16 protein-coding genes are annotated in these 16,358 nt (G+C 44.8%); 10 read left to right on the top strand and 6 right to left on the bottom strand.

Features of this window, described 5'->3' with window-relative positions:
• Positions 1-32: 32 nt before the first annotated feature.
• Positions 33-1,214 (bottom strand): glycoside hydrolase family 108 protein, encoded by a 1,182-nt coding sequence (locus HBAL_RS12005; RefSeq protein WP_015828213.1) that lies wholly within the window; start codon positions 1,212-1,214, stop codon positions 33-35.
• Positions 1,215-1,391: 177 nt separating this feature from the next.
• Entirely contained in the window at positions 1,392-1,811 is a 420-nt protein-coding gene (hisI, locus tag HBAL_RS12000; RefSeq protein WP_015828212.1) for a phosphoribosyl-AMP cyclohydrolase, read from the bottom strand.
• 196 nt (positions 1,812-2,007) lie between these two features.
• Between hisI and HBAL_RS11995 the strand changes: the two genes are divergently transcribed.
• Both HBAL_RS11995 and HBAL_RS11990 read left to right on the top strand, forming a co-directional pair.
• Positions 2,008-2,427: a hypothetical protein gene (locus tag HBAL_RS11995; RefSeq protein ID WP_015828211.1), complete on the top strand. Its 420-nt coding sequence runs from the start codon at positions 2,008-2,010 to the stop codon at positions 2,425-2,427.
• Between the two features lie 11 nt (positions 2,428-2,438).
• Positions 2,439-2,651 (top strand): helix-turn-helix transcriptional regulator, encoded by a 213-nt coding sequence (locus HBAL_RS11990; RefSeq protein WP_015828210.1) that lies wholly within the window; start codon positions 2,439-2,441, stop codon positions 2,649-2,651.
• Positions 2,652-2,705: 54 nt separating this feature from the next.
• Here the strand turns inward: HBAL_RS11990 and folE are convergent, their stop codons facing one another.
• Positions 2,706-3,320: a GTP cyclohydrolase I FolE gene (folE, locus tag HBAL_RS11985; RefSeq protein ID WP_015828209.1), complete on the bottom strand. Its 615-nt coding sequence runs from the start codon at positions 3,318-3,320 to the stop codon at positions 2,706-2,708.
• 435 nt (positions 3,321-3,755) lie between these two features.
• Between folE and cysS the strand changes: the two genes are divergently transcribed.
• From cysS to HBAL_RS11955, 6 genes are all read left to right on the top strand, one after another.
• The gene (gene cysS / locus HBAL_RS11980; RefSeq protein WP_015828208.1) at positions 3,756-5,141 is read left to right on the top strand and encodes a cysteine--tRNA ligase; all 1,386 of its coding nucleotides are present in this window, start codon (positions 3,756-3,758) and stop codon (positions 5,139-5,141) included.
• A 45-nt stretch (positions 5,142-5,186) separates the two neighbouring features.
• Positions 5,187-6,155 (top strand): alpha/beta hydrolase family protein, encoded by a 969-nt coding sequence (locus tag HBAL_RS11975; protein ID WP_015828207.1) that lies wholly within the window; start codon positions 5,187-5,189, stop codon positions 6,153-6,155.
• 63 nt (positions 6,156-6,218) lie between these two features.
• Positions 6,219-7,178, top strand: coding sequence for an alpha/beta fold hydrolase (locus tag HBAL_RS11970; protein ID WP_015828206.1), 960 nt, complete (start codon positions 6,219-6,221; stop codon positions 7,176-7,178).
• 126 nt (positions 7,179-7,304) lie between these two features.
• On the top strand, positions 7,305-7,922 hold the full coding sequence (locus HBAL_RS11965; protein ID WP_041302289.1) for an exopolysaccharide biosynthesis protein: 618 nt from the start codon (positions 7,305-7,307) through the stop codon (positions 7,920-7,922).
• A 43-nt stretch (positions 7,923-7,965) separates the two neighbouring features.
• Positions 7,966-8,412 carry an iron-sulfur cluster assembly scaffold protein gene (locus HBAL_RS11960; RefSeq protein ID WP_015828204.1) on the top strand — a complete coding sequence of 149 codons (447 nt, stop codon included), beginning with the start codon at positions 7,966-7,968 and terminating at the stop codon, positions 8,410-8,412.
• Between the two features lie 85 nt (positions 8,413-8,497).
• Entirely contained in the window at positions 8,498-9,310 is an 813-nt protein-coding gene (locus HBAL_RS11955; RefSeq protein WP_015828203.1) for a polysaccharide deacetylase family protein, read from the top strand.
• Positions 9,311-9,348: 38 nt separating this feature from the next.
• On the opposite strand, the gene HBAL_RS11950 is transcribed toward HBAL_RS11955, so the two are convergent.
• The 3 genes from HBAL_RS11950 to HBAL_RS11935 form a co-directional block, all read right to left on the bottom strand.
• A complete protein-coding gene (locus HBAL_RS11950; protein WP_015828202.1) occupies positions 9,349-10,008 on the bottom strand; it encodes a pseudouridine synthase in 660 nt (219 codons plus the stop codon).
• Positions 10,009-10,066: 58 nt separating this feature from the next.
• A complete protein-coding gene (locus HBAL_RS11945; RefSeq protein ID WP_015828201.1) occupies positions 10,067-12,646 on the bottom strand; it encodes a hybrid sensor histidine kinase/response regulator in 2,580 nt (859 codons plus the stop codon).
• Positions 12,647-12,955: 309 nt separating this feature from the next.
• Positions 12,956-13,750, bottom strand: coding sequence for a hypothetical protein (locus HBAL_RS11935; RefSeq protein WP_015828199.1), 795 nt, complete (start codon positions 13,748-13,750; stop codon positions 12,956-12,958).
• Between the two features lie 93 nt (positions 13,751-13,843).
• Here HBAL_RS11935 and yidD point away from each other — a divergent pair, with 93 nt between their 5' ends.
• Complete coding sequence (yidD, locus tag HBAL_RS16620) at positions 13,844-14,173, top strand: membrane protein insertion efficiency factor YidD (RefSeq protein ID WP_015828198.1); 330 nt, start codon at positions 13,844-13,846, stop codon at positions 14,171-14,173.
• Positions 14,174-14,335: 162 nt separating this feature from the next.
• A complete protein-coding gene (thrS, locus tag HBAL_RS11930) occupies positions 14,336-16,300 on the top strand; it encodes a threonine--tRNA ligase (protein ID WP_015828197.1) in 1,965 nt (654 codons plus the stop codon).
• Positions 16,301-16,358 lie beyond the last annotated feature (58 nt).

Below are 16,358 nucleotides of genomic sequence, written 5' to 3'. Positions count from 1 at the left end.
CTAAGGTGTTTTTGCAAATTTTAATGCGAAGCTTAAACGCCGACTGGCGGGAAAGTTCTTAACTGGTTCCAGACATCATACATGGCCACAAAATCAAAATTTTGATCAGCACGGCCATCTGCATCAAGATCAGCAGGGGAGTTGCGTGTAATCAAAATACCTACAATTGCTTTGCTTGTGGCATCATACACAACGCCGCCCGACATCCCCACAACAACGGGTTCAGCTGGACTTGATATTGTGGCTATCCAATCTGTCGTTTGTGGGCGCTGCATATAGACTTCAGCTTCTCTAAATGAAGGCGTGCTAGAGCCAGCAGGATAGCCTGCAACCACAATTTTTTGACCTATCACCGGCGCACGAGGTTGTTGGTCAGGTATCGTGCACCCCATAAGTGCAGCATCCATTTGGCCCGGATATAGAATTTGTTGACCGCTCGCAAATGGAGGGGATGTATTTAGCATTTGCCGAATGACATGGCCGGCAGTGATCCAACCGCCCCAAAGTTGAAAGAAACTTCCATACACTTGAATGCCGCGTTCATCGAAAAAGTGACGTTTCAAACTAATATTTGCCGGAAGAAGCGGCGAGGGCTCGACTATGCTTGGCGCGTTATTCGCAGGTGTATCCGCAGGATTTTCAACGGGTTCAGCCGGTTCTGTGGCACCATTCCGCGAGTCCGTTAAAATCGAATGCGCAAGACGTGCACCAGACACTAAGCGTCGCGCCCATCCCAATCCAAATGATGTAAATGTTTTCAAACTGCCGTAGAATACACCGCGTCTAACCACGAATTCATTCAGCAGTTTCTCTTCGTCTATTTGTCTGACTGCGCGCAATGTATTGGGGCCGATCGCGCCATCCACTTTTATTTTCTCACCGAGTGCACCCACTGCACGTTGTAATGTCTTGATAGCTGCACCCGGACCTGAATTGACAGCTGCATCCATCATTAGCATAGCGATGGAAGGTGGTAGGTCGTCGCCAAGGATTTTGTTCCAGTAATTTGCGCGATAAATTTGCGCAGCTTCATTGTATGATAGGTCTTTGACTTCCTGTTTCGGGATGGAAGGTTTGCCGCGCCAGTTCGCAAGGGTTTGGCGCGTAATGCCATAATTGGTGGCACCACCCGGATCATTGGGGTGATCAACATATCCACCTTCCCATGTGAATATGTGTTTCATTGTTCTTTCATAGACATTCGAAGCCGACATGAAATTCACCCCCTCAGACTGATGCGTATGGTCCCGCTTTAAAAGCAAATACCCATCTTCATTGGTATATTTTTGGCTTTATATCAGTGTTTCGATATTTTGACATGCTTGCATTGCAGCGACAAGATACAAACAGTGCAGCATGACGTGTTTTGCTCTCAATGAACAAGATTCATATTATGCTGGTTTGTCTTCTGTTGGATTAAGTGTCGATAAGTCAGTGATTTGGCGATAAAAACAAGATACGCGTCCAGTGTGGCAGGCACCATCAGTCTGGCGCACTTTTAGCAAAATCGCATCCTGATCACAATCCGTGTGGATCGATTCGACATATTGATAAGCACCGGATGTGTCGCCCTTGCGCCATAATTGATTGCGAGAGCGGGACCAGTAGACAGCGCGTCCTGTTTCAATTGTCAGCTTCAGCGCGTCTTCATTCATCCATGCAAGCATCAACACTTCATTGGAAGATACATCCTGCGCGATAGCAGCAACAAGTCCATCACTATTGAACCGAGGACGAAAGCTTGTTGTTTCGTCTTGCTCAGATCCAGAAAGCGGCGGCGGAAATATAGGTGTTTTATTAGCTTGGGACATAGCGCAAACTTAAGCGTATTTTTCCTTGTTTGCCAGCGGTTTTTAGACATTGATCACTTAATTTTTGGCATGTGACTAAGGTGTCAAATGAACTGATTTGTCAAAAATATACGACATTTTTTGTAAATAATGTTTGACATGTAAAAAATATATGACATTTTATGTCCATAATATTTTACATTTGTGGAGATAAGGAATGTCATTTAGAGAAAAAAGCGCATGGGTCTGTTTTATTGGATTATTGGGCGTGTATGGGACCTATTTTGTCCAGAACGGGTTTCAGCTTCCAGACACGGCAACGCGCGCTGGATTAGCGTATAGCCAATTCTGGTTGATGATTTCGTTGGTTGTCATAATGGTCGCAGGGCACATTGTTGCAGCTGTGCTCTCGCCTAAAGATGCTGAAGCCGATTGTGATGAACGTGATAGCCAAATCATTGCAAAATCTGGTGCCTTGGGCGGCAATATCGCCATGGCGGGAGCATTACTTGCGGCGGCAAGCGCTTTTAAAGGGGCGACTGGGTTTCAAGTTGCAAATTGGGTCTTGCTTGCTGTGTTTGCCGGTGAATTGGTGCGCTATGGTATGCAAATCGCTAAATACAGATATTGGCTTTAGGGGATGTTTGCATGAGCAAAGAACTCCCATTTAGCAATCATATTCAAGAATTGCGCAAAGCCAAAAAGCTGACACAGCAAGAATTGGCGGATGCAATCGGCATGACGCGCCAGACAATTGTCGCGATTGAAAAGGGGAAATACTCTCCTTCACTTGAGGCAGCATTTAGAATTGCGCAGACATTGGAACAAAGTCTCACAGACGTTTTTGTGTGGAGCGAGTAATAAAAAAGCCCAAGCGTTTCCTGGGCTTTTTCAAATTGAATTTTTTAATGCGATTTAGCGTTCGCTCAAACGTAGAAAGCGGTCACGTAGGTCTTTGTCTGTTTTGAATACACCCGTAAACTGAGTTGTAATCGTAGAGACATTCGGGTGGTGAACACCGCGTGTTGTCATGCATTGGTGAACAGCATCAATCATCACGGCCACACCAGCAGGTTTCAGGCTTTCTTCAATGGCTTCACAAATTTGCGACGTCATTGTTTCCTGTGTTTGCAGGCGTTTTGCGTATATCTCAACAACACGAGCTAGTTTGGATATGCCCACGACTGAATCTGTTGGCATATAGGCGACATAAGCTTTACCCATAAAAGGGGCCATGTGGTGTTCGCAGTGGCTTTCGACATCAATGTCGCGAAGCATTACAATGTCGTCATAGCCTTGCACGTCTTCAAATGTCCTTGATAGATATTTTACAGGGTCGTCACGATAGCCTGAGAACCATTCTTCATAGGCTTTTACCACGCGTTTTGGCGTATCTAAAAGACCTTCACGTTCTGGATCATCACCAGCCCATGCAAGGAGCGTTTTTACAGCTTTTTCAGCTTCTTCGCGCGTAGGGCGCTTATCATTATTATCGCGCGTCACGGCACCATCTTTAACTATAGCGTCCATTTGAATGGACCTTTCATGTCTGAGGGACGAGGGTCGAGCCGGGGCTCAATTGGTCGCAATAAATATTGCATTCCAAAGCCCGGACTTAACGCCCGCCCGAATTTGATCCCCTCAGGGTGAGGCATAGAGATAGTGCGCGAGACAGGATTGTCAATTTTGTTCGCACGCGATTTGCCTGAAATCTGAGATGTAATGTCTTTAAATACGATCGAATGAGAGCCTCAGATCAGTATTTCGCAATTACTTTCCTGCATTGCTGGGAAGGCAATGACAAACGAGGTGATAAAATAGAATAGAGGAATAGGCTTTTTATGGGGTATTGAAGGCCAACATAGATCTTATTTAGGTTGTGGTCCGCTCTTAATGCGCTAGAAGGTGCAATTAAATGCACTCGATAAGAGGGCCGTTATCTTAATTCAATAGGAAATAGAACTCGTGGACATTAAACTTACAAACTCACTGACGCGCAAAAAAGAGGTGTTTATACCTCAAGATGAAGAGCGGGTGACAATGTATGTATGTGGTCCAACAGTTTATTCCTATGCGCATATTGGAAATTTCAGACCGCCCGTCGTGTTTGATATTCTCTATCGTTTATTGCGGTCTAAATATGGTGATGAAGCCGTATTGTATGCCAGCAATCTAACGGATGTTGATGATAAGATTATCAAAGCATCCAATGATAGCGGCGAACCCATTTCTGCAATCACCGAGAAATTCACAAAAGCATATTTAGAAGACTCAGCGGCTCTCAATATTCTTGAGCCGGATTTTCGCCCAACAGCAGTCGCGCACATCCCTCAAATGATTGAGATGATGAAAAAGCTCGAGCGCAAGAAATATGCGTATCGCACAGAATCTGGATTGTGGTTCCATGTGAAGTCTATGGAAGATTACGGCAAGCTGTCCGGTCGCAATCTTGATGACATGCTTGCGGGTGCGCGTGTGGATGTTGAATCTGAAAAACGCGACCCTGCTGATTTCGCACTCTGGAAAGTTGCAAAGCCGGGTGAACCAGAAGATGCGATCTGGGATAGCCCTTGGGGAAGAGGGCGTCCGGGCTGGCATATTGAATGTTCAGCCATGATAGAAGCTGTGCTTGGCAAAACAATTGATATTCATGGCGGCGGTATTGATCTTCAATTCCCACACCATGAAAATGAGATCGCTCAATCTGAATGTGCGCACGGTGAAATAATGGCGCATTATTGGTTGCACAATGGATTTCTTGATATTGAATCTGAGAAAATGTCCAAAAGCATTGGTAATGTGAAAATTCCACATGAAATGCTCAAGGAAACACATGGCGAAGTGCTGCGCATGGCTTTGTTGTCTGCGCAATATCGTCAACCGCTTGATTGGACACAGGCTTTGTTAGATCAATGTAAAGCAACGCTTGATCGTGCATATGGTGCTCTGCGCCGTGTCTGGGATTTTGCCGACATTGAATATGAAGATATTGCGGTCATTCATGCACTTTGCGATGATTTGAACACCCCCCAAGCATTGGCAGAGCTATCTCGAATTTCTGGTGAGGCAAACCGTGCTGCTGATGCAGGTGATCAGGAAGCAATGGCGCAAGCACGTGCTGATCTGATTTTTGCAGGTGATATGCTGGGGCTATTGCAGCTCACACCCGAAGAATGGGAAAAAGGCGATGATGGCGATGATGCCGCGCGCATAGATTTATTAGTTCAGGCGCGTCTGGATGCCAGAGCCAATAAGGACTGGGCTGAAGCTGATCGCATCCGCGATGAATTAGCAGCTGAGGGCATCGAGATTATGGATAATGCTGGTGGTTCTACTTGGCGCAGAGGGTGAGTCAGAGTAACCTGTCCGTGAATTAATTTTTCTCGGGGATACTGTATGACCTTCAAAAGCTTTAACGCCAAGCCATTGGTGACAATTGGCTTGGCAATGTCCTTGTTGCTTTTATCTGGCTGCTTCGACAAAGAAATTGACGAATCGGTTGTTTTTAAACCCAGAGAAATATCTGAAAAAAAGACCGACTTATCCCTGATGAAGTTGGAAGACGAATCCAGCCTTACTCAGCCATCATCCGAACAGCTTATTGATGCGCGTGGTTTTGCTGCGCATCTACCTGCGAGTTTGGAACATGGGTTTTGGGGAGAAGGTGAAGATCGTCTTGCTTGGACATTGGTCAGCTCAGTTGCAAGTGCAGATAGTGCTGTCAAACGTCCGCTCATTGTCAATTGTTTCGGTAACACGGGCGATAGGAAAAATAGCGGTGTTCGAACAACCAAGAAGAATTTTGCGTGGGGCGACGTATTATTATTTGACTACCCAGGGTATGGCGACTCACCCGGCACTGCGTCCACAGAAAGTATGCACAAGATGCACACTGTCGTCACAGAAAATATAGATAAACTCGGTAGTGATCGCCCAATTATTTTATGGGGACACTCCCTTGGAGGCTTTGTGTGTTCAGAAATAGCACGCGTCGCAAAAGAGCCTGATGCAATCGTTTTGGAAGCCACTGCGCTCAATGTTGAAGAAGTGGCAGAAGCTTGGAAGCCATGGTATTTGCCATTCGTTGGTCTCGATATCAAAGACAGTCTCAAAGATTACGACAATGCAAGAGCGCTTGCATATTTTAAAGGCCCGGTGATTGTTCTTGGTGCAAAAAAAGATGAAATGCTGCCTGTCGGGTTAGCTAGATCATTGAAAAAAGCGCTTAAACGCAGGGATGTAGACGTAACCTATCTTGAGTTTAAAAAAGCCGAGCATTCAACAATCACGGATCAATTTGATTTTTATAAACGCGTAAATCCATTGCTGTCAGACATCAAAGACCTAAAGCGTTCTGAGAATTGATGATCTAAAACCAAATCAATTGCGTAAACAATAAGTGACTTTAATCAGTGAGGTGTTTGCGCAATGAATTTCAAATTAAAACTCTTGGGTACAATACTCGCTGGGGCATTGGGCGGCGCAGGCTGCACTATATCAATGTCCGATGATAAGATCTTCAATCCTCCCAAGTGGAAAGAGAAGGCAAGTACTCAAGAAGAGCTGAAATTCGTTGATGAGGATTTATTGACCTCACAGTGGACAAAAGAATTAGAAGCGCCACTTGTTGAAGGACATTTACCTGCTGATATCGAGCACGGGTTTGTCGAGGTTGCAGACTATCGCATCGCTTACTCTGTTGTAAAATCATCAAAATCTGAAAGCGATAACAGTCGACCACTTATTTTGAGCTGTTATGGGTCTGCTGGTGATCGCCCGAATTTAGGTGTATATTATGCCAAAAAACTATTGCCTTGGGGCGACGTTTTCGAGTTCGATTACCCGGGATATGGTGACAGCACTGGCACGCCATCCGTAGATTCTGTAAAGGCAATTTCGTCGGATATTGTCTCACTTGCCAACCAATTAGCCGGAGACAGGCCGCTAATTTTCTGGGGGCATTCCCTTGGTGGTTTCATATGTCCTGAAATGGCGGCGCTTTCAGAAAAATTGGATGGATTCGTCTATGAAACTTCAGCTCTCAGCGCAGAAGAAGCAGCTAAGGAATGGAAGCCTTGGTTCTTGCGGATTTTCCCGTTTATAAAAATGGAACCATCAACCACACCACGAGACGGGGACAATGCTACCCCATTGAAAGATAAGGATATTCCTGTGTTGGTTCTAGCCGGTAGCAAAGATAAAGTGCTTCCAGCATGGCTATCTCGTTCACTCGCAGATGCACTAGAAAATCAAGGCAATGACACCACATATTTGGAATTTGAAAACGGGACACATATCAACATTCCATTGGAAGATGATTTTGCAGCCCGCGCAGGACCCTTCTTTGATAAAATCCAAACTCAGTTTGAAGCAAAGAAACAAAATTGAAACAGAGCAATAGGCTTGAAGCAAAATAAAATTGCAGCCATTCTATTTAAATTCAGATACTCTTAGATTCCCTAGAGTGCTGTTTTTTCTAAAAGTCTGATGCTTATGCTCTCAAATTCTGGAATCATGACGAACGGGGTCGAGCAACGCCAGACCTTCGCCGCATTGTTGGAAAGAATAAAAGCCGGCACTGAAGGCGATAATGTTTCAGTGCGCCAATTGCTTGATGTCGTCGGACGTCGAGCATATGGCCCGGTTATTTTATTGCTGGGGTTTATTGCACTATCCCCATTGACAATCATTCCGGGTGCCAACTGGTTGGTTGCGACAGTGACTTGGATTATTGCTATCCAGATTGTGTTTGGACGACATTATCCATGGGTGCCGAAGAAGGCGCTCAACACAACATTCCCGCGTAAATTTTTGATATCGGCTTTAGATGTGGGTATGCCGTGGGCAATTAAGGCAGATAAATTCACCAAGCCTCGATTTACGTTTTTAACCGAAGCACCTTTCATCAATATTGTTGCCATAGGGTGCGTGCTTGCTGCTTTGATCACATACCCGTTAGGCCTTATTCCGCTTGGTCCGATTTTGCCCAGCCTAGCCATTTTGATGATAGGCATTGGTTTGGCCGCGCGTGATGGCGTCTTTTTGTTTATTGCTGGCGGTGCTTTTCTTGGAAGTGTTCTGCTTATGCTGAAAGTCGCTGATAGATTGCTAAAATTCATTGGCTTAGGCTAAAGACCCTCTTGAAGAATTAATCACGGATAACGACCTAAAAGCTATGTTTGATGAAATTTATCATAATCGCGTATTGGAGCTGGCGGCGAATATCCCGAATGCGGAGCGTCTTGCAAATCCTGATGGAAGTGCGCGTAAGGTTTCCCGTGTGTGTGGTTCTGTCATTACGGCAGACGTGAATTTGGATAGTGAAGGCAAAATTACTGACATTGGTTTTGAGCCTGAGGCGTGTGTCCTCGGTCAGACTTCATGTTCGGTATTATCTGCGCATGCAAAAGGTAAGAATTTAGCGGATATTGTGGCAATTCGAGATGCGTTTAAAGCCATGCTGAAAGAGGGCGCACCGCCACCAGAAGGCGATTTTTGGGAATTGCGCCACCTTGAAGGCGTACGTGACTATCCACAGAGACACACTTCCACACTTTTAGCTTTTGAAGCACTGATTGCAGCCATGGAAGCAGCAAATGAAAAGCAATCGGCTAACAGCTAGTCTATGTGGATCTAATGTTACGTGGTCCATAATTTGCAGCAAATTATATAAACCACACAATATAGTGTGGAGTGGAGGACGAGTCATGAAACAAGTTAAATTTACGGCCTGTATTTCGTTTGCAATGTTGCTAATTGGATGTGCAAGTATTGATGTTCAAGAAGCATCCAACCCCAACACGACTAAAACTGTATGGCCCAATGGTACAAAAGCTGCCATCGCGCTGACATATGATGATGCAGTCGACAGCCATTTAGATGTGGCATTGCCAGCTTTGGATGCAGCTGGACTTAAAGGAACATTCTACGTCACCCTTGATCGATATCCTTGGAACCACAGAACGAAAGAGTGGGTTGCTGCAGCTGATAATGGTCATGAACTTGGAAATCATACTTTCAATCATCCGTGTAAAGCTTCATTGCCTGGACGTGAGTGGGTAGATCCTAAAAAAGACTTGGATAAATACACAATCGCTCAAATGATTGCAGAAATTGAAAGTGTCAATGAAACGCTAAGCAAACTGGATGGCAAACAAGTTAGAAGTTTTGGGTATCCATGCAGTGAATCTGTGACATCTGATGGCAGTTATTACAATGCAATTAAGCCGCTATTTGTTGCTGCGCGTGGTGTTTATGATGTTCCCTATGTCGAAGGTGATATCTACAATATTCCAGCATATGGACCGGAAGGTGCGACAGGCGAGCAGTTGATTGCTTATGTTAAATCCGTCGTTGCAAAAGGCGGTGCAGGGTCTTTGTTATTTCATGGCGTAGGCGCAGATCATTTGAAAGTATCTGCAGAAGCACATCAGGAATTGCTTGATTACCTTGTCGCGCATCAAGATGAAATCTGGGTGGATACTGTTGTAAACATTGGCCTTTATGTTTCAGGTCAGTGATGTGTCCTAGCTGCTATCCCTTTCTAGAATGAAAGTTCCTAGAAAGGGACTGGGCTTGTAAATGTAATTTTCTCGCCGCCAATCGGATGATGCATGGTTATGCTATGCGCATGCAATTGAAGGCGGTCTGCTGCTTCAAATGCTTCATCATGTGCATAGATGCGATCAGCTAAAATTGGGTGCCCAATGTGTTGCATGTGCAGGCGTAATTGGTGAGTTCTGCCGGTTATTGGTGTGAGTTCTACCCGTGTTATGCCGTCTTTGCGCTCAATGACTTTCCATTTTGTTTGAGATGGCTTTCCCTTTTCATAGCAAATCATCTGCTTCGGGCGGTTGGGCCAGTCGCAAATTATAGGTTCGTCAATGAAGCCTTCATCATCTTCAATGTCACCCCATACGCGTGCGATATAAGTTTTGGACGTGTGGCGGCGTTCAAATTGAAGCCCTAAATGCCGCATCATGGCGTGTTCTCGTGCCATGACCCATACACCCGATGTTGCCATATCGAGGCGATGAACAGTACGTGCTTCGGGGTACACAGCTTGCGCTCGTGTTTCAAGGCAATCGGAATGTTCTGGTGGTTTACCCGGAACGCTTAATAATCCCGATGGTTTATCCAGCACAAGAAATGCCTCATCTTCATAGATGACGACAATGGATGGATCTTTGGCTGGAGCATAAACGAAACTACGTGACATAGGCAGGGAAGTGCCACGATGAAGGAGTCGTGGCAAGAGATGGGGTTAAGCGGGGCAGTTATTCGATGTTTAGGATTTTTACGAGGTCTTTTGCTTCAATTGGTTTGGTTAGGATGTCGTCAAATCCAGTTGCCCGGTATTCCTCTATCTGGTGCACCATAGCATTCGCGGTAAACGCTATATAGCGCGGGCTGGTTCTGCCTTGGCCTTCGTCTATTTTCCGCATTGCGTGCATAGTTTGAATACCATCAATATCAGGCATTTGAATGTCTATAAGAATGGTATCAAATGTTTCTGTTTCATATGCGTTGATGGCTTGGCGTCCGCCTTCAAAAATGACGGGTTGAATGCCTAAAGAGGACAGTAGAATACTAATTACACGGCGATTCATCGGGTGATCTTCCACCACCATGACGCGTAAAGGATTTTCTTCGGAGCTGATTTCTTGACTAATAATTTCAGCCGGCTGACTTTTCTGAGATGTTGGAACGTCCACTGGGACATAAAAACTAAAATTTGTGCCGGAGCCGGGGATTGAGGTAACGGAAATTGCTCCGCCCATCGCATCTAGCAATTGTTTGCATATAGATAGGCCAAGACCTAAGCCGCCATATCGGCGTCTTTTTGTCATATCTACTTGTGCAAATGGATCAAAAATATTCTCCATCTGTTTTTCATCCATACCAATTCCGGTATCGCTGACTTCAAAATGTAGTTCGCACTGGGTGTCGACTTGATCTGACTGGGTGCACCAAGCGCGAAGGGTAATTTGGCCATTTGGTGTGAATTTTATTGCGTTTGATATAAGATTAAACAGTATTTGGCGAATGCGTTTTTCGTCACCAAGTGTGACCAACTCATTCTGAAATTTTGAGTCAAGAATAAGTTCTAGCCCAGCTTCATGCGTGTTTTTTTGGAAAAAAGCATATGTAGAAGACAGCAATTCATTGGGTGAAAAAGCGTCTATTCTAATCGTGATATTGTCCCTATCAATTTGTGCAAAGTCGAGAATATCATCGAGAATATTCACCATATAAGCACCAGACTGCGCGATCAAAACCACAAGTTCATTTTGTTCTTTAGTGAGCGGAGTTTGTTCTAAGGCGCTGGTCAATCCTAAAACGCCACTCATAGGCGTGCGCACTTCATGGCTCATATTAGCTAAGAACCGTGACTTCACTTCACTGAGCTTGCGTGCTTTGTCGCGTGACGCAATGGCAGCGCGGCGAGTGGCTAGCAGAAAAAAAGCAAATATAGCTGTCACAATAAGAAAGAAGCATATCAAACCCAAGAGCCAATAAAGTCTATGAATTGATTCTTTTTGTGATTTGTTTGCCCGCTCCAATAGGTCGGCTTCTAATGTGATGCGTTCTTTTTCGCTTTCAATAAGCCGCGTCTGGCGTTCAACATTTCGTGCAATTTGGTCCTGTTTTTCTGCGTATAAAGTGTTCAAGGCTTCCCGCATTTTGTCGAAGGCGTCATCATACTTACCTTCTGCCCGAAATAGCTTAGCCTCAATCGTGATAACTTCTGTCTTATTGTTGAAATTATCGCTAGAGATTCGAAGGTTCTTCATTTTCGGAAGATAGTCTCGCACGATATCTAGTCTATCTAGATCAAAAGCCGTTGCAATGAGGATATTCGTCCAATCGAATACCGCGACTTCACTTTGTACAGGAAGAAACGGTTCGGCTTTGAGTGAGCAGTTCAGAGCAGCTTCCAAACGTTTTTTTGCAAGTTCGTCATTGCCTGCTTTTCTTTCATTACGCCCAGAAAACAGATTGATGTATGAACACAATTGATAGCTATAGTATTCTTGGAAAATATATTGAGGCGGATCGAGGTTTTGTAGTAATATATCGACAGCTTCCAAAGCTTGTTCATAAGCTCCATGAGAAAGTAGAAGGCTCGTGACCATATTGAGCACTGAAAAGCGTTCAACTAGCAGATCGCTCTTACCCGCGAGTTCATATTGTTGAATGGCATCTTTCAGAATTGATTCAGGGTCGTGCGAGAAGTGGAATATGAGCGTTTTAGCTTTAAGGATATCAATTTTTACCACTGGATCGATGTCGGCGATTTCGCTTTGTGCAATGACTTCTGTGAGTGTACTTGCTGAATTGTCAGCGCTTAAATTGTAATCGTAGATATTCGCCTTGGCGATTTCAATTCTAAGCTTGTCTGAAATGTCTAGGTCTTCGGTTTTCAAAAGCGCGTTAATTTGAAGAATACCTTCGTCTATTTCGCTGTTGCCGATCGTCTCTTTCACAACATCCATTGCTTTTATAAAAACAGAGTGATCCGAATTGGGTTGCAAATTATTCAATTTTTGGATCATTGCTTTGGCGCGATCATATTCTTCGGTGACTGTTGGCGCGTAAGCTGCTGAGTTGAACGCTTGAGACTTCCAATATCTCATTTGGGTATTGATATCTTTTTTGACCAGCTCTGTTTCAAATTTTGCTTTTTGCGAGAAATAAGAAGCGTCATTTTCATCAATAACAGTTCGCATAAATGCGAGCGTTTTATCAGGCCAGTCAGTCTGTGTTTCTTCATCCGCATGAGACAGCATTAAGGCTGATATCAGTGCTGAAAACAAAACGAATGATACTGATAAAATACTGGTTTTAATAGACATTCTAATCCTACCGGAGAGAGTGTTCTGATGAAGCATTTGGCAACTTTCCGGAAGAGTATTTTTTTAGCGGCCCTTTAAAGATTAGTGCAGCGCGTTTTTGTATTTTAAATATGAATGACGAAATATTTGACGTTTCAGGAGATGTTTTTCTCGCCTTCAAAAAGATGTGTGATTTTAAAAGTAACGCATGGTCTTTGTCGTCTTTGAGCAGGAAAGATGGTGTCGCGCGTAAAGTATCTTTTTGTAAAGGTCGTATTTGATTTAATTCCAAATTTTGCATTGTTTGCGTTGCAACCTTACAAGAGGGGACTAATGGCCGCCAAATTCAGCATTTATGGCCATCATTTCGATTATGCTTTGAACATCGTCTTGTGTGATGTCTTGCGATTCGCCATAGCCGATAATGGGTGTTGGCCCCACGCCATCTTGACGGATGACTTCATCATAGAGGACCCAAGCACGTGTCGCTTTGGCGTCAGCACATGTAAGCTCCAACCACAAATCCTCACCATTTCGATCGGGATTGTCTGAATTATCAATGTCTGAGACACCATGTAATCCAGCCTCGTCGATCTCATATTCCTTGCCTTCAAACTCGACGATGGCAAAACCTTCTCCTAGGTAACGAAGATAAGAGAGTTGGTCTCCTGTTTTTAGTGAAAGCTTCTTTGGCCGATATGCCAATTCATTGTCAGGGTATTCGATCGTCGTGTCTTGAGTGATCGTTATGTTAAAAATTTTAGTTGCAACTTGGAAGTTGAGATTATCAGCTTGGCTACGGGGTATGTTCCATTGCTGATATGTTGCGTATTGAGGAACAGGGCATTTGACGTTTGCGGGTGTTAGCGGGTGCATGCGCGAATGCGCTTCAAGCACGATATTTTCTTCCAAAATGGAAAAACCAGCTGGATATTCTCCAGGCCATCCACCAGTTACTGCCCATCCTGTTGCATAGTAATCTGATAGTTTTGCATCTTGTTCTGATAATGTCTCAGAAGATACATCTTCAATAGTGGTTTCAGTTGCGGTGTCTTCTGATACAGTCTTTGTTGTTGCACAAGCAGCGGCAAGACAAGCTGTTAGAGCGATTGCAAAATAGCGCATGATTTGTGAAACCTTCCTTGGTTGTCTGAACTTTCGTTGCAGCCGGACGATGAGTCAATAATGAGAAGAGCTTGTGTTGAAAAAGTTTGATATATGAAACAAGCACCTGAAACGCGATCAGAATATGCGCCGATAATGAGAATTCTGCTTCGAACCTATAAGGCGTCGTTTTCAGTGGTGTTTCAAGCGTGTGGCATTCATTGCCGACATTACCCCACTTGCTCAGAATATTGTGCGCAGGCATGCAGTCGATATGGGATCTGGGCGGGTAGCTGGATGGGGTTAGCTCGGTTTTGTCGATGCAGTCCAGGCGGAACCAGAGGTGAAGACCAGATGCCATTGCAATTGAGGCGCGGTGCCTCATGGTTAAGGCCTTGGCTATATGGGCAATGGGGCGCTAAGCGGTTTGATGAAGGCGGGTAGGGCGTGAGCATCGCGCTACGCCAGAGTGGTGATTAACCTAAAAATTGAAAAACCACAGAAAATACCATTGCGGGGGTTCAATCTGCGCGAATTTGTTCTAGGAATGCATTCGCAGTGGATAGTGCCGCTGTTTATAATTGTTTGCCACCTGAAGAAATACCCATGATCAAGATTACTTTGCCTGACGGTTCTATGCGTGAAATTGCAGCCGGTTCATCCCCGCGTGATGTAGCTGAGAGCATTTCCAAGTCCCTCTCAAAGCGGTCTATCGTGGCAACGGTAAACGGTGAATTGTGGGATATGGAACGTCCTCTTGAGGGTGACAGCCAAGTTGCGTTGCACTCCAAGGATGATCCGCAAGGTCTTGAGATTATACGCCATGATGCAGCGCACATTTTAGCACAAGCTGTTCAAAAGCTATTCCCGGGCACACAGGTCACTATCGGTCCAGTCATTGATGATGGTTTCTATTATGATTTTGCGCGCAAAGAAGCTTTTTCAACAGATGACTTTGAAAAGATAGAAAAAGAGATGAACCGCGTTATTGATGCGGATTATCCAATTGTTCGTGAAGTTTGGAATCGTGACGAAGCGATCAAAATGTTCAAGGACATTGGTGAAGACTATAAAGCTGAGTTGATCTCTGATCTTCCTGTTGATGAAACAATTACTGTCTATCGTCAGGGCGATTGGTTTGACCTATGTAAAGGCCCACACCTACCATCAACTGGTAAATTGCCTAAAGCCTTCAAGCTTATGAAGCTTGCCGGTGCTTATTGGCGTGGTGACAGCAATAATGCGCAGCTTCAGCGTATGTATGGAACAGCATGGAGCAATGAAAAAGACCTCAAAGCTTATCTTGTGCGCCTTGAAGAAGCTGAGAAGCGTGACCACCGTAAGCTTGGTAATCAGTTGGATTTGTTTCATCTTCAATCTGAAGCTCAAGGTTCTGTATTCTGGCACCCAAATGGCTTTATGATCTGGCGTCAGTTGGAAGCATATATTCGTCGTCGTCAGGATGATGATGGTTATGTTGAAGTCAAAACACCTCAACTTCTCAATTCTGTTTTCTGGGAACAATCCGGCCACTGGTCTAAATTCCGTGAAAACATGTTTGTCGTGCCGGATGAAATACCTTCTGTCGAAGAGGAAGGCCCAGTGCTTTCGGGCGAGGGAGAGTTGATGGCGCTTAAGCCCATGAACTGTCCTGCACATGTTCAGATTTTTAAGCAGGGGACACGTTCATATCGTGATCTTCCTTTGCGAATGGCTGAGTTTGGTTGCTGTCACCGGAATGAACCTCACGGTGCATTGCATGGCATTATGCGTGTACGTCAGATGACACAGGATGATGCGCACATATTTTGCCGTGAAGACCAAGTCGCAAATGAAACACTGCGTTTTTTGAATCTGTTCAAGCGCGTTTATGGTGATTTCGGCTTAGATCAGATCAGTTATAAACTTGCAACGCGCCCTGAACAGCGCGCTGGAAATGATGAAACTTGGGATCAGGCCGAGGGCGCACTTGCGACTGCATTGAATGAAGCTGGCCTTGAGTTTGACTATGCTGAGGGTGAAGGGGCGTTTTACGGCCCTAAACTGGAGTTCCACTTAACAGACGCTATCGGGCGGACTTGGCAGTGCGGAACACTTCAGCTTGATTATGTGTTGCCAGAGCGTTTGGATGCAACCTATGTCGGTGAAGATGGCGAAAAGCACCGCCCCGTGATGCTGCACCGTGCTGTGTTTGGGACTTTTGAGCGCTTTATGGGGATACTAATTGAGAATTATGCAGGTGCATTTCCTATGTGGTTGGCACCCACTCAAGTTGCCATTGCCACAATTACACCAAAAGCGGATGCGTATGCTGAAAAAGTGGCAGCTCGACTTCGCGCAAAAGGTATTCGCGTAGAGTTGGATCTGCGACATGAAAAGATCAATTATAAAGTACGTGAACACTCACACATGAAGGTTCCAGTTATCGCTGTTATCGGGATGAATGAAGCAGAAGAAGAGAAATTGGCGTTGAGAAGATTTGGTGCTGGTAATGCGCGTCCCGAGATTTTATCTCTTGATGAAGCCTGCCAACTGCTTTCTGTTGAAGCATTAGCACCTGATTTGAGATAGCCTTGAATCCTAAGCTTGTCTTTATGATGAGTTTAGGTTTTTAGTTTGGCGTGTTCGG

Source organism: Hirschia baltica ATCC 49814 (genome assembly GCF_000023785.1).
In the GTDB taxonomy this organism is placed as follows: domain Bacteria; phylum Pseudomonadota; class Alphaproteobacteria; order Caulobacterales; family Hyphomonadaceae; genus Hirschia; species Hirschia baltica.
Note: the sequence above shows the minus strand (reverse complement) of the source record. Positions and strands in the feature narration are given on the sequence as shown.